General features: G+C 37.2%; 13 protein-coding genes. 8 read left to right on the top strand and 5 right to left on the bottom strand.

What is annotated here, in order from left to right:
* Positions 1-59: 59 nt before the first annotated feature.
* The 3 genes from ACIROD_RS17900 to ACIROD_RS17910 all read right to left on the bottom strand — a co-directional run bounded on the left by ACIROD_RS17900 (position 60) and on the right by ACIROD_RS17910 (position 4,406).
* Positions 60-1,670 (bottom strand): amidohydrolase, encoded by a 1,611-nt coding sequence (locus ACIROD_RS17900; protein WP_402942988.1) that lies wholly within the window; start codon positions 1,668-1,670, stop codon positions 60-62.
* Between the two features lie 33 nt (positions 1,671-1,703).
* Positions 1,704-3,047: an APC family permease gene (locus ACIROD_RS17905; protein WP_402942593.1), complete on the bottom strand. Its 1,344-nt coding sequence runs from the start codon at positions 3,045-3,047 to the stop codon at positions 1,704-1,706.
* 495 nt (positions 3,048-3,542) lie between these two features.
* Positions 3,543-4,406, bottom strand: a complete 864-nt coding sequence (locus tag ACIROD_RS17910; protein WP_402942596.1) for a MerR family transcriptional regulator — start codon at positions 4,404-4,406, stop codon at positions 3,543-3,545.
* Between the two features lie 435 nt (positions 4,407-4,841).
* Here ACIROD_RS17910 and ACIROD_RS17915 point away from each other — a divergent pair, with 435 nt between their 5' ends.
* The 8 genes from ACIROD_RS17915 to ACIROD_RS17950 all read left to right on the top strand — a co-directional run bounded on the left by ACIROD_RS17915 (position 4,842) and on the right by ACIROD_RS17950 (position 11,453).
* Entirely contained in the window at positions 4,842-5,345 is a 504-nt protein-coding gene (locus tag ACIROD_RS17915) for a DinB family protein (protein WP_101221946.1), read from the top strand.
* Between the two features lie 574 nt (positions 5,346-5,919).
* Entirely contained in the window at positions 5,920-6,567 is a 648-nt protein-coding gene (gene sigH / locus ACIROD_RS17920; protein WP_402942599.1) for an RNA polymerase sporulation sigma factor SigH, read from the top strand.
* A gap of 415 nt (positions 6,568-6,982) precedes the next feature.
* Positions 6,983-7,957: a sugar-binding transcriptional regulator gene (locus ACIROD_RS17925; protein WP_402942602.1), complete on the top strand. Its 975-nt coding sequence runs from the start codon at positions 6,983-6,985 to the stop codon at positions 7,955-7,957.
* A 68-nt stretch (positions 7,958-8,025) separates the two neighbouring features.
* Positions 8,026-8,448, top strand: a complete 423-nt coding sequence (locus tag ACIROD_RS17930; RefSeq protein ID WP_260357550.1) for a transcriptional regulator GutM — start codon at positions 8,026-8,028, stop codon at positions 8,446-8,448.
* A gap of 20 nt (positions 8,449-8,468) precedes the next feature.
* Positions 8,469-9,014, top strand: coding sequence for a PTS glucitol/sorbitol transporter subunit IIC (gene srlA / locus ACIROD_RS17935; RefSeq protein WP_402942605.1), 546 nt, complete (start codon positions 8,469-8,471; stop codon positions 9,012-9,014).
* A gap of 13 nt (positions 9,015-9,027) precedes the next feature.
* A complete protein-coding gene (gene srlE, locus ACIROD_RS17940) occupies positions 9,028-10,053 on the top strand; it encodes a PTS glucitol/sorbitol transporter subunit IIB (RefSeq protein ID WP_402942608.1) in 1,026 nt (341 codons plus the stop codon).
* A 56-nt stretch (positions 10,054-10,109) separates the two neighbouring features.
* Positions 10,110-10,475: a PTS glucitol/sorbitol transporter subunit IIA gene (locus ACIROD_RS17945; RefSeq protein ID WP_402942611.1), complete on the top strand. Its 366-nt coding sequence runs from the start codon at positions 10,110-10,112 to the stop codon at positions 10,473-10,475.
* A gap of 177 nt (positions 10,476-10,652) precedes the next feature.
* The gene (locus tag ACIROD_RS17950; protein ID WP_101221953.1) at positions 10,653-11,453 is read left to right on the top strand and encodes an SDR family oxidoreductase; all 801 of its coding nucleotides are present in this window, start codon (positions 10,653-10,655) and stop codon (positions 11,451-11,453) included.
* A gap of 507 nt (positions 11,454-11,960) precedes the next feature.
* Here ACIROD_RS17950 and ACIROD_RS17955 read toward each other — a convergent pair.
* Together ACIROD_RS17955 and ACIROD_RS17960 are read right to left on the bottom strand one after the other, a co-directional pair.
* Positions 11,961-12,275, bottom strand: coding sequence for an iron-sulfur cluster biosynthesis family protein (locus tag ACIROD_RS17955; RefSeq protein WP_101221954.1), 315 nt, complete (start codon positions 12,273-12,275; stop codon positions 11,961-11,963).
* 309 nt (positions 12,276-12,584) lie between these two features.
* Entirely contained in the window at positions 12,585-13,493 is a 909-nt protein-coding gene (locus ACIROD_RS17960) for a LysR family transcriptional regulator (RefSeq protein WP_402942614.1), read from the bottom strand.
* Positions 13,494-13,702: the final 209 nt, after the last annotated feature.

Consider the following 13,702-nt stretch of genomic DNA (forward strand, 5'->3'; position numbering starts at 1 on the left):
AGTAAACATTAGGTGATAAAGACGCCCTTAAGTGGAGCCTCTTAATATACAGCCGTTTATCAATGCCCCAAAATATCATAAACTACCTTTCCATCAACGATTGTTAATTGTACCTTTGTATCTGGTATTTCTTCCACGGCTACTTCAAAGAGGTTTCGCTCTAAGACTACAATATCTGCAAGCTTATTTACTTCCAATGTCCCTAATTCCTGCTCTCTGAATGCACCGTAGGCTGGTCCGACTGTATAAGCTTTCAATGCCTCGGCAAGCGTTATGCGCTCATGTGGATGCCATACCGTTTTTCCGCTGCTATCGATCCTCGTTACTGCACGATAGATTTGTAGAAGCGGATTGAGGATATCGATTGGGAAGTCCGTTCCAAATGCCAAATTCGCACCGGCTTTTTGCAATGCATTAATCGAGAAAACATGCTTTTCACGTTCAGTACCAATTCGCTCGGTGTAAACTCCTCTTTCTGACATCGCCAAGTGGTCTGGCTGTATCGAAGCAGTTACACCAAGCTCTTTGAAACGATGGATATCATCTGGATGAATCACTTCAATGTGTTCGACGGAATGCCGTGAATCTCGTTTGCCATTTGCCTTTTGCGCTTCCTCATAGGCATCTAAAGCAAGACGAATCGCTCCATCTCCAATCGCATGAAAACGAATGCTGAAGCCCTCATTATCGGCATCAACGACCCATTTTTTGATCGTTTCAGGAGGGTAAGACGTTTCACCGCGTGTTTGTGGTTGATCCGCATAAGGCTCGAGTAAATAAGCTGTCCGAGCGGTAATGACGCCATCGATAAATTGTTTCAGCCCTGACACACGGAGTTTATCCGATTGATACGTCTCTCGCAATTGTTTGGAGTGCTCGAGATCGCCATTTAAAGCAGGCCATAAATGAATGCGCGTTGTTAATTTATCTTTGTCTTCAAATTCTTTGAAAACATTTAGTGATTCTATTGTTTTTAAACCATGTAAGTCATTGACAGCTGTTATCCCAAATCTTGCTGTGTGTGCCAAGAAATTGGAGAAAATTTCCTTCTTATGTGTATTTGAAAAATTAAATGCATGACGGATAACTGCATCCATTGCTTTTTCAAATAGGATGCCATTCGGTTCTCCATTTTGGTCTCTTCCTATAATGCCATAAGAAGGATTTTCCGTATGACGAGTAATATTTGCAATCTCCAATGCTTTCGTATTCACCCATGCATAATGTCCTTCTGCGTGAAACATGAGTGCTGGACGGTCAGGAAGAATACGATCCAATGAATGTCGAGTCGGTAATTGTTGTGAATCCCAATAACCTGCATCCCATGTAAATCCGATTACCCATTGATTTTCCGGTTTTGACTCAGCGAATTCAGAAATCATTTCAAGCGCTTCATCTTCTGAGCGGGCTGCGAACAGATTGACACTATTTAGTGCAACGGCACCTTGCATAATATGAAGATGGAAATCATGGAACCCAGGTATTATTAATTGGTCCATAAACTGATAGATTTTCGTGTGCTTACCTGCGTAGTGTTTAAGTTCTTCCCCAGAACCAATCGCAACAATTTTGTTGTCCATAATTGCAATAGAAGCGGGTTCAGGTTGGTCGGAAAGACCTGTAAATACAGCATTGCCTGAAATAATTATGTCAGCTAGTCGTTGATCCATCATCAATCATTCCCTTCTTTTAGTGCTTTATTATTAAGCTTCTTCAAAGGCAAGCTCGGGAGGCGGTTGACTAAACATTTTTGTTAAGTTTAATAGATAAATAAATCCGATTAGAAGCCAAGTTCCACCTAGTATTAGTGAATGTTTATCCAGTTTTATAAAAAACAATCCAATTAGTGCTGCTCCAGTAAGCGGGATAATCAAATATTGAATCGTACCTTTAAAAGACCTCTGTTTCTTTTGTAGAAAATAATAAGAAACAACCGAAAGATTCACAAAGAAAAAGGCAAATAAAGCTCCAAAACTAATAAGCGATACGGCTGTGGTTAGATTTAAGAAAAGAGCACTTAATGCAACCACACCAATGAGTAAAATATTGAACACAGGTGTCCGGTATTTTGGGGATAGATAGCCGAAGATTTTTTTCGGCAATCCATTTTCCCTTCCCATCGCATACAAAATACGAGAGGCGCTCGTTCCCGATGCAACGGCTGAGGCAGTGGTGGATGTTAATCCTACTGCTACAAAGAAGCTCACAAAAATGTTTCCGCCGATATACATCGCTATCTCTAAATAGGCGGATTCAGGGTTATTGAAAGAATGGAACTCCGGAAAAATTAGTTGAGCAAAATAGGAACCTGTGATAAATAAAAAACCGCCGATCATCGTTATGAAATAGATCGCTTTTGGCAACGTTTTCGTAGGATCCTTCGTCTCTTCTGATAATGTAGTTACTGCATCAAAGCCTAAAAAGCTAAAACATAGTATAGGGATAACAGATAGAAGAGTGGGTACGCTAATTTCAGAATCATAAAAGGGAAGAATTGAAAATAATGACCCTGCACCTTTACCTGCAATAAGCCCTTTAATGCACAAAATAAAAAATAGCGCAAACAATAAAAATTGCAAGAAAAGCATATACGTATTAAGTTTCGCTGCTAATTTAATGCCAAGGATGTTGACAGTCGTAATAACCACAATAAATAAAATGATCCAAACAAACATCGGAATGGATGGAAAATAAGCTTTCAGTGAAATTCCTACAATTAGGGCACTGATCATCGGGCTAAATATATAATCAATGATGATTGTCCAACCAACGATGAACCCAAGATGCGGACTTATCGATTTTTGCGTAAACGTATATGCTGCTCCTGCATTCGGAAACGCTTTCACTAATTGAACATAGCTATAAGCTGTAAATAACATGACAACTAAAGCAATGGCATAAGCCGTTGGCATCATCCCGTTGGTACTATGTACAGCAACTCCATATGTTGAAAAAAACGTTTTTGGAGCCATGAAAGCCAATCCGAAAAAGACGACATACTTCAAAGTAAGAGTACGTTTAAGAGTTGCTGAATTCGTATTTTCCATAAATCAATCCTCCTTGTGAATGTCTTGGCTAAAGATCGTGGATAAAATTCATTAAAGCGCACATAGTAAATAGATGGATTATTCCGAATATTAAATTGGTAATTCCATATATTTATAGGCAATGGAAAAAGTATTCACCTGTGAACGAAATAGCTGCCATGACAGGATGGTGTTTAAGCGTTTTCATAATTTCTCTTTAGTGCTTTCCTCGAAGCGGACGCATGGAGGAGTTGGTAGTGAAAGAGTAGAAAAACGAAAGGAACGCCATCAAAACGGATTATCTTTTTTTGATTTTAAATTTTTTAATAAATGGCATCACTCCTTAGTACAAAGTTATTTTTAAATAATGCCTTGCTATTTCATTTAGGAAAGCATCACTCCATTCAGTATGTATAAATTCATTATAAAGTCTCGTCTAACAGCAGAGTAAACAGTTAATATACAAAAAAAACAGCCCTGAAATGATAATATTTTCATTTCGAAGGCTGTTTACTGTTAGTTTACTTTATCATGAATCGGAATTTGTATTTCATAATAAGCTTCATCATATTGATCAGTCAGAGAAACGTCAACCTGCATAATTCGAAAGGCATCACCAGTAATAACATAGCCATGAGTATCGCAATAATGGAGTAGCTTTTTTAGCTGGGTAAGCATTTTCTCCCTTGTGAGTCCTCCATAGTAGGAACATAAAAATTGCCCTTTTTCAATTTTTTGGGTTGGTTGGTCTGACTCTCCATCCTGAACAAGAATGAATAATTGAGATTGATAGGCACTTAGGTTACCGGTAAAGTCAGATGATTGACGAATTATATCAAAGTAATCTTTCTTGATGAAATCTCCAAATTTATTGCTGGCTAAAGCAGGAATGATTCCACCAATCCTGTTTTCCAGCTCCAAGAATCCAAGAAATAGATTTTCTGTATCCTCCCAACTTACCGGCCTGGCTAGCTGGATGTATTCCCGTTCGTCAAATTGTTTTATCACAATATCCGAATTCCTGTAACTGTTTGTGAAATGTTCAATATTGTATAATCGAGTCATCAATATATTATGGATATCTTGCAATTTCTTAATTTCTTCCTGTATATTTGCCATTGATTCTTTAAGTGATTGAACCGACTTTTTGACATTGCGATTCGTAAGAAATTGCTTGATTTCCCCTAAGGTAAACCCGATTCCCCTTAATTCTTTTATCGTTCCGAGAACTTCATACTGGGAAATGGAGTAATAACGATAGCCAGTTTCAGGGTCAATATGATAGGGCTTTAGCAATCCAATTTTATCGTAATGACGCAATGTATCTACCGTTACGCTTCGCAACTTCGCCATTTCACCTATACTCAGCTTATTTTGCATGGCTTTATCTCCTAACCAACTCTGAATTTATCTATATTAATAACATGATTACCCCTTATTATAAAGTAGTGATTCTTGTTGTGTATAGCTAGTAGTAGGATGACTTGTAGAGCATTGAACTTCCAGGTTTAAGTCGAATAATGGTCTGCAATGTAATGGACGTGGGTTATCCATTACAACTCTTGAAGGATGGGAATATACGAATTTAAAGGAAGTAAAAGTGCAGTTCAACATTTTTCCTGGAAGCTTGTAACAGAAAACTCCAGGAGGCACAAAAATGATTAAAGCCAATGTATATATAAAGTCATGACGGTCAAAGACTAAAATTTTAGTTTCAAAATGAACTGGATTACATGAGTAATTTGTAATGAGGGAACATATGTTTTATAATGTGCCTTGAGTAGGTAATTATCTATCGGATAGAGGAGGTATTATATGTATTGTACAATTTCGGATTTTATTAAAGAATGGAATAAAGAAGCAATACTGACTCAGAATGTTTTGGATAGTTTGACAGATGATTCATTAGAACAACAAGTTTATCCCGAAGGTCGCACTTTAGGAAGAATTGCGTGGCATTTCACCACGAATATTCCAGATTATCTAGCTCATTTCGGTTTAAAGATGGACCGTATAGAAAGTTCGGAAAACGTTCCATCTTCAGCTCAGGAAATTGCTATCACTTTTAAAAATGTAAGTTCTCACGCAGCCAAAATTATTGAACAACAATGGACAGACGCATCCCTAGAGCAAATACAAGAAGCGTTTGGTAGACAGGAAACAAATGCTTCCATCCTTATGGGGCTAATCAAGCATATTGTTCATCATCGCGGACAAGTGACGGTTCTGATGCGTCAAGCAGGAATAAAACCTTATGGGGTTTATGGACCGCCTAAAGAAGATTGGATTCATCTAGGTGTTGAGAGTCCACCACTTTAATAATTTATGCATGCTTACGTAATGCCTTAAACTAACGGGGAATTTGCGAATAAGTAAACCCAGTTCTCACTTTTATAATTGAGTAAAAAAGCATCCTTTGAAGGGTGCTTTTTTGCTAAAGAAGGGTTTAAATGGCATTTTCCTTTTTTTTAATTAAAGCTATTAAAGTAAAAGAAAAGGTGCAATAGATTACAGCCTTACCTTTGAATAGGCTATGTTAAACCATTATTGCAGAATAGTTCTTTAGTAGTATAATTTATAATTATGCTATTATTAAGCCACCCTATCCTGAGCGCCCCGCCGTAATTGCCACAACCACCGGCACAACTGTATCCGTCAATGATGAGGAATTAATAAAAAGACGAGATCTTTACCAAATCAATTAAAGATGACCGAATTTGTATAGTTATAGTGCAGGCCTTATAAATATCAGTATTTTGTTGAAAAATGTCGTTATTTGCGAATATCATTATCGTCATTTCTGAGATATTATTATATTGAATGTACTTTAATACATTGAAGTGATAATGCAACTTTTATGTCGGGGCTCAACTTAGCGAGTGGGGGAAAATAAATGAGTGTAATCATCGAGAACAAACAGGAAAACTATGCTCATATGGAAGATGTAATGTTGGTTGGGAAAATCCATAATGGTGATGAAGATGCACTGGACTTTTTAATTAAAAAATACAGATGTGTCGTTCAATCAAGTGCTTTGAAGTATTTTTTAACGGGTGGAGATAAGGAAGACGTCTTTCAGGAAGGGATGATTGGACTATACAAGGCCATTCGGGACTACAAGAATTGCAAAAAATCGTCTTTCAGATCATTTGCGGAACTGTGCATTTCAAGACAAATCATAACGGCTGTTAAAGCGGCTATTTGCCAAAAGCATTCTCCCTTAAATAATTATGTTTCATTGTATAAGCCTATCTATCAAGGGGAGTCGGAGCAATACCTAATTGATCTAATCCCTGAACAGAGACAAAATGACCCAGTTACGATCATAATAAAATCAGAAGAAATTTGCGATATTGAGCTAATTTTAACAAAAGTCCTTAGTGATTTGGAAATTAGTGTTGTTGACTTGTACCTGGAAGGAAAAACTTATTTTGAAATATCAAAGGAATTGAATGTTCAAAAAAAGACGATCGATAATGCACTTCAGCGGGTAAAAAGGAAGTTGGAGCGCTACTTCGAGTCCAGGAGGTTGGAACCATAATCACTATAATCATTAAACATAAAGAATCTATTCAATTCTGAATGGGTTCTTTTTTCATAATTAGTCTACTTGAATTTTCAAATCTATCCTTATCAATGTATCAACAAAAAAATTTCATACAAGAAAAAGGGGTGACAATATGTTGTTTGTAAGGTGTAAGTTCCCCGAAAATCAATGTTATCAAACAATTGATAAAAACGAAGCAGCCTGATTAAATGGAGGTGCTTCATTTTTTTGTGCTTTTTCGATGGATAATAAGCCCACAAATCTGCACAAATGACATAATATTTTTAAAATTTGCACAAGTGGTATTTTTTTGTTGACGTAGCTATTTTTGTAAGCGTATACTAAACTCAATAAAGCACAAATGATTTCATTTGCACAAATGTGCACATCAGAAAGGGTGAGGGACTAAATGGATAAAAGGGAAGAAAAAAGACTCTTAGTTAAAATTGCACAAATGTATTATGAAGAAGGTATGACACAAGGTGCCATTTCAAAAGAATTAGGTATATACCGAACTTCCGTCAGCAGACTTTTAAAAAAAGCAAGGGAAGATGGAGTAGTTAAAATTACTGTCAGTAGCGATATTGATGGAGCTTTTGAATTGGAACGTCAATTGGAAAAGTTGTTTGGCTTAAAAGAAGTAATTATCGTTCCTGAAAAAAGAGACAGTACCGAACTGGATAAAAAGAAAGTGGTAGCGATGGCCGGGGCTGAATTACTAAAACGGATTATTAAAGACGGCGATGTCGTAGGCTGTGCCTGGGGAAGCACAATGGCCAGTCTGATTGGTGAATTTACGAACGCCGGAAAAAAAGACGCTCATTTTGTCCCTTTAGTAGGGGGGCCTGGACCTATGGATACGAAGCATCACGTCAATAGAATTGTTTATAATATTGCAGAAGATTTTGGAGGAACTTCTTATTTTATTGATGCTGCGGCAGTAGTGGAAAAAAAGGAGACAAAGGATGACATTGTTCAATCTCACTACTTCACTAAAATAACGGAGCTTTGGGATAACTTAACAATTGCAGTAGTAGGGATTGGAAACCCAAACCAATCATCTAATTTAGTCTGGGCCGGCTTTTGCGGCAATCGGGAAATTGAAGATTTAAATCAACAAGGTGCCATAGGTGATATCTGCTCACGATTTTATGATATAGATGGAAACCTGATACAATCTGACTTATCTGATCGAACAATAGCCATTGAGCTGGAAAAACTAAAAAATATTCCATACTCAATCGGTATTGCAGAGTCTGTTGAAAAAGCTCCTTCCATTATTGGGGGATTAAGAGGAGGATACATCAACACTCTGATCACCACTGAGGAAACGGCAAATGAAATCATTGAAATCATCGAAGAAAATGGAACATCCTTATCTTAGGAAGTATGAATTTAATTATCTGATTGTAACGGAATCAAGATGTAAGATTATGAAAAGAGGAAATGAAAATGCTATGGTATGTCATTTTATTAATTGGCTTTTCTTGGCTCCTTCAAAGCATTTTTGGATTTTTGCAAATCAAGCATTTCAATAAAAAGTATGCAGAGTTGAGAAAGCTTGGAAGGGTCGCTATTGGGAAAAAAACGGGACTTATTAAATCAGGCACGGTCGTCATGTTTGCAATTGACCGAAAAAACAACATTTTGAAAGCCACCAAAATGCAGGGAGTAACCGTGCTTTCAAGAGTAAGGAACTTAAAAGGATTTGAAGGGAAAAATCTCTTACACCTCGGTGAAGAGGATTTTAATAAAGTAAATAAGTTAACAAGGTTAGCCATTGAGGATGCACTGAACAGCTATCATATTATCTCTAAGGGAGGTGAATTGAAGGTTAAGAAAGGCTGGATTGATTTACTTTTATCAAAAAAATAGGAATTATTGAGGTGAATTGAATGGATTGGCTTACAAATGCAGCAGATGACTTTATGAATTTATTTAGAGCAGGTGCCGAAACTTTTGTCGATTTAGTAACAGGTATTGTTCCACTCCTTATCATGCTTTTAGTTGCAATGAATGCCCTTATACGGTTGGTTGGAGAAGAAAGAGTGGAACTGATCGCGAAGAAATCGAGTAAGAACCCACTTACAAGATATTTTGTTCTTCCGGTAATTGGGACGTTCGCTTTGGCAAATCCAATGACATTATCACTTGGGAAATTTTTGCCGGAAAAATACAAACCAAGCTATTATGCTGCTGCTTCTTATTCCTGCCACACTCATAACGGACTTTTTCCACACGTTAATCCAGGAGAGCTGTTCGTATTCTTGGGAATTGCTGCAGGAATTACAGCACTGGGATTTGAAACAACAGAACTAGCCCTTCGTTACTTCTTGGTGGGGATTTTCACAAACTTTTTAAGAGGTTGGGTAACAGATTTAACAACCTATTATGTATCTAAACAGCAAGGCGTTAAATTGAAAGAAACAGTGGATCTCTAAGGAGGGGAAAGGAATGACTCAAACGGTTACGAAGTACAAGTCAATTATCGTCAATGCAGGGCAAGGCGGATTTGGCGGGCCTTTAGTGATTTCACCGACAGAAGATAAAAATAAAGTGGTATATGTAACGGGCGGAACAAGACCGGATATAGCGGACACCATTGCAGAATTTACAGGCTGTGAATTAGTCGACGGTTTTAAAACGAGTGTACCTGAGGATGAAATGGCGTGTGTCATCATTGATTGTGGCGGAACGCTTCGATGTGGCTTATACCCCAAAAAAAGAATCATGACGATCAATATCATGCCTACTGGACAAAGTGGCCCGTTAGCAATGCACATTACCGAGGACATTTACGTTTCTGGAGTAAAGCCTCTAAACATTGAATTGTATGAAGGTGCTGCAACACCTCCAACATCCAATGTGAACAATGCTAACGGACAAATTGAAAAAACAATTTCTAAGCCTAAGTATAGCGCAAATAAAAAAATTAGTGAACAAAGAAAGCCTAACGGTGTCATAGCACGCATTGGGATGGCGATGGGTTCCATCGTCAATGTCTTTTATCAGGCTGGCCGTGACACGATAGATACTGTCATTAAAACAATTTTACCGTTTATGGCTTTTGTGGCCATGTTAATCGGGGTGATTAAAGCATCTGGAATTGGGGATGTGTTCGCACAATATTTATCACCATTTGCAGGATCTTTGCCGGGCTTACTCTTAATCTCTTTAATTTGCTCATTCCCATTATTATCACCATTCTTGGGACCGGGAGCTGTTATTTCACAGGTCATTGGGACATTAATTGGAGTGGAAATTGGAAAAGGAAATATACCACCACACCTTGCATTGCCAGCTCTTTTCGCAATTAACTCACAGGCTGGAGCTGATTTTGTTCCAGTTGGGCTAGGTTTAGCGGAGGCAGAAGTGGAAACCATTGAAGTCGGGGTTCCTTCCGTATTGTACGGACGCTTTTTAACCGGAGCACCAACCGTTTTTATAGCTTGGCTTGCAAGCTTCGGTTTGTATGAATAATTACTAGAATAGATTGTGAATAGATTATTTAAAGTAAAGAATTGGAGGAGTTTCTTGTGCAGACAGTTTTTCAAACTCAAATTAACCAACTTGGTCCATCTGTCTCTGATTTTCTTGGAGAAAAAATGTTCATCCTATTCGGAGCGAATGCCCCGAGTGAATTAGCGGATTATTGCCTATTAATTGATGTAAATGAAATTAATGGAGAAATCGAAAAGGGTGACATTCTCGTCTTAGGCAATCAGCAATACACCATTACCTCTGTAGGTGACGTGGTGAAAAAGAATTTAGGTTCACTTGGACATATCACGTTAAAATTCAATGGTTCTGAAACTGCAGAATTACCTGGCACTTTACATCTTGAAGAAAGAGATATTCAAATGCCCCAAGCAGGGACAACTCTTCAAATCTTGAAAAAATAAGCTTGTCAAAGATTTATATAGAATGATTGAATGCAAGAAGAGGAAAGTTCCCACACCGGAAAATTGCATTTAGTAAGAGTCAACACAGCCAAAACTAGAAAAAAATTTAGAGTTTGTTACTCATTTTTAAATTTCAACTATGATTCTCGAATCTATATAAAATAAGGAGGAAAAAGAATGAATGAATCATGGCCTCAATTAGAAAATAAAGTGGCAATTGTTACGGGTGGAGCCTCTGGAATTGGCTCGAAAATTACAGCACATTTAGTAAAGAACGGTACAAAGGTGATTGTTTCCGATCTAAATGTAAATACTGGCGAACAAACTGATGGAACTTATCATATACAATGCGACGTTACCAATAAAGAAAGCGTTGAAAATATGGTTACCAAAGCCACCGAGTTATTTGGAACCATAGATATTTTAGTTAATAATGCTGGTGTAAACTTACCACGTTTACTTGTTGATTTCCGTGGCGAAAAGCCAGAGTATGAGTTAAGTGAAAAGGACTTTGATTTCATGGTTGCCGTCAATCAGAAAGGACCTTACCTTTGTGCTCAGGCAGTTGCGAGAGTAATGGTGAAAAATAACAAAGGCGTTATCATTAATATTTCTTCCGAGGCAGGTATGGAAGGATCTTCTGGACAAAGTGTTTATTCGGCAACTAAAGGTGCTGTTAATGGCTTTACCCGTTCCTGGGCAAAAGAACTGGGGAAATTCAACATCCGTGTAGTTGGTGTTGCGCCAGGGATCAATGAGCAAACAGGTTTAACAACAGACGCTTATAATGAAGCATTGGCTTACACACGTGGAGTGACAGTAGAAGGTCTTGGAACAGATTACAGCAAAACGATACCACTTGGACGACCTGGTAAATTGGATGAAATTGGTGAATTGGTCACTTATCTAGCCTCAGACCGTTCAAGTTATATTACAGGTACAACCGTTAATATTTCAGGTGGGAAATCCCGCGGATAAATAACGGCATCAACCATGGAGTTCTTATTCAAAATATAATTACGAGGAAGTTGTGTGGTTTTAAAATTCAACATAGAACCGTTTTATGTTCTATCAACTTTTAAGTAAGCGTTAATCAACATACAGGTGCTTAGGTTCATTAATAGGGGTTGCTGCGGCAGCCTTTTTTTATGGAACTAACGGGGCAGGTTTGTTTACAAAGAAAAAAACGGGGTTGGAATAATCGGTATTATTTTTAATTTGGTTATGCTTAAAGGCGCTATACTCAAATAAGGGAGTTTGCTGAAGCAACCTTTTTGGGGAAGCCTTTTAGACAATAGTCGTTTTAGAATCTGAGAGTTTCTGGAAAATTATCTACATAATATTATAATAATGAATTAGACCCTAAATTCTAAAATCAATTGCCTAATGGTTTGATCCCTTGAAGTAGATACCGAAGATAAATTCGCTGAGTATAAACATTAAAGCCCAACTGAAACAGAAGGGCTTTTTACTATATTCATTTTTTTAATTCACTCTATTCAACTGTAGATTGTATCTCAATGTTTCTTCGTCTGAATATAATTTGTATCCAAGTCCATCACTGTAGTTAAGAAAGACTTTATCTGGAAGATGCTTTTTAGACTCACTTGATATTAAGATGGGGACCCCATTAATTATGAATCTCTCATCATCTTCTTTCTTATTATCAATTTTCAATTCGTGTTCAACATAAATCGAACAGCTTCCAATATAAATGGCTTCGATACGAACACCTTCATTCTCTTTATAACCCACTTTTAATAGTTGTTCAATCGCTGCTTCTTTAATCTCAATATTCATTAAACCCGCTCCCATACAAAATTGATATTATTTTTATCTATACAAGGAAAACAAAAAACAAGCCAAAGAAGATTGCTCTAGTTATTCGTATACCCAATTGTTTATAAGTTAATGTGTATAAGAAAGACAAGTTGGGATTTACTCAGACTTCTTAATTAAGCATATTTCCTTAACGTAGGCAAACCTCAGCTTTATTGTCGAAATTTACTTAATGCAACTTTTCCCCGTTTTGGTTACATAAGCAACCTGTTAACAGCGTGCTCCCGGATTTCCCAGTCTGTAACTTTATAACAGCAATCTTCGCAAAGATCATCCTATCGGCTTTGCTTTCATGGGCCATTTTTTGTTTAATTCAGTTATAAAAGTCTTGACATTCTTTTTATCTTCCATAATTGGGGAATAGACGTACGAAAGTGTCCTGTTAAAGGATTCATTTTTTACCTGAATAATAGAAAGGATTTTATTTTGTACATCCCTTTCAATAACACTTCGGGAAAGCAGAGCCAGCCCTGCGCCGTTTTTTATAAGTGTTTCTTTAATTCCTTGATTACTGCTTATCGTGAGTATCGATTTAATTTTCAATCCGTTTGATCGTATGACGTGATTAAGGTATTCACGAGTACCAGATCCAACTTCCCTGGTTACCCATGCTTGGTCATGTAAATCAGTAATCTCCACTTCGTCTTTATTTGAGAGTACATGATTGTTAGAAGACACAATGAATAGCTCGTCTTGCATGAATGGGTGGACAGAAAGCTCTTTTTCATTAGTTTGACCCTCGATTAAGCCAATATCCACTTTGTATAGCCGAACGGCTTGAACGATTTCTTCCGTGTTTCCAATTACGACTTGAAGTTCGAGTTCAGGGTAGTCCTCTTGAAGGTCGATGAGTAAAGAAGGAAGGATATACTCTCCTATTGTAAAACTTGCCCCTATCTTTAATTCGCCCTTGATGGAACTATCGTGTTCCTGAATGTCTTGTCTGGTCTGTTCATAGATTGTGATCATTTGCTTGGCCCGGTCGTAAAGAATTTCTCCCGTCAAGGTGACTTTTAGGAATTTAGGAGAACGGAGAAATAATTTCGTTTGGAACTCTTCCTCCAATTTTTTTATATGTAAACTTACACTCGGTTGGGACATAAGAAGCATTTCTGCTGTTTTTGTAAAATTCTTGACCTCTACAAGGGTCACGAATGTTTTTAGAGCATCATAGTACATAGAAATTTCTCCTTATTATTAATATTCTTAATAGTTACAATAAATTATATATATTTTACTAATGATGTGACTTCCAGTAAAGTTTTAATGAGAAACTTATTTTAGGAAGAGTATAGGCTGAGGAAGGATATTGTCCTTTATAACCTTATTTTTTTATTTGTTGCGAGCTATGAACCTATATGACTATTTTTTTTTCAGTTAAAACCGAC

This window comes from Peribacillus sp. NPDC101481, from assembly GCF_044767165.1.
Taxonomy (GTDB): Bacteria; Bacillota; Bacilli; order Bacillales; family DSM-1321; genus Peribacillus.

Bases quoted from the DNA above. Each gene is read 5' to 3' on its own strand.
- ACIROD_RS17900 (WP_402942988.1), bottom strand. From the start codon at position 1,670: ATGGATCAACGACTAGCTGACATAATTATTTCAGGCAATGCTGTATTT.
- ACIROD_RS17905 (WP_402942593.1), bottom strand. From the start codon at position 3,047: ATGGAAAATACGAATTCAGCAACTCTTAAACGTACTCTTACTTTGAAG.
- ACIROD_RS17910 (WP_402942596.1), bottom strand. From the start codon at position 4,406: ATGCAAAATAAGCTGAGTATAGGTGAAATGGCGAAGTTGCGAAGCGTA.
- ACIROD_RS17915 (WP_101221946.1), top strand. From the start codon at position 4,842: ATGTATTGTACAATTTCGGATTTTATTAAAGAATGGAATAAAGAAGCA.
- sigH (WP_402942599.1), top strand. From the start codon at position 5,920: ATGAGTGTAATCATCGAGAACAAACAGGAAAACTATGCTCATATGGAA.
- ACIROD_RS17925 (WP_402942602.1), top strand. From the start codon at position 6,983: ATGGATAAAAGGGAAGAAAAAAGACTCTTAGTTAAAATTGCACAAATG.
- ACIROD_RS17930 (WP_260357550.1), top strand. From the start codon at position 8,026: ATGCTATGGTATGTCATTTTATTAATTGGCTTTTCTTGGCTCCTTCAA.
- srlA (WP_402942605.1), top strand. From the start codon at position 8,469: ATGGATTGGCTTACAAATGCAGCAGATGACTTTATGAATTTATTTAGA.
- srlE (WP_402942608.1), top strand. From the start codon at position 9,028: ATGACTCAAACGGTTACGAAGTACAAGTCAATTATCGTCAATGCAGGG.
- ACIROD_RS17950 (WP_101221953.1), top strand. From the start codon at position 10,653: ATGAATGAATCATGGCCTCAATTAGAAAATAAAGTGGCAATTGTTACG.
- ACIROD_RS17955 (WP_101221954.1), bottom strand. From the start codon at position 12,275: ATGAATATTGAGATTAAAGAAGCAGCGATTGAACAACTATTAAAAGTG.
- ACIROD_RS17960 (WP_402942614.1), bottom strand. From the start codon at position 13,493: ATGTACTATGATGCTCTAAAAACATTCGTGACCCTTGTAGAGGTCAAG.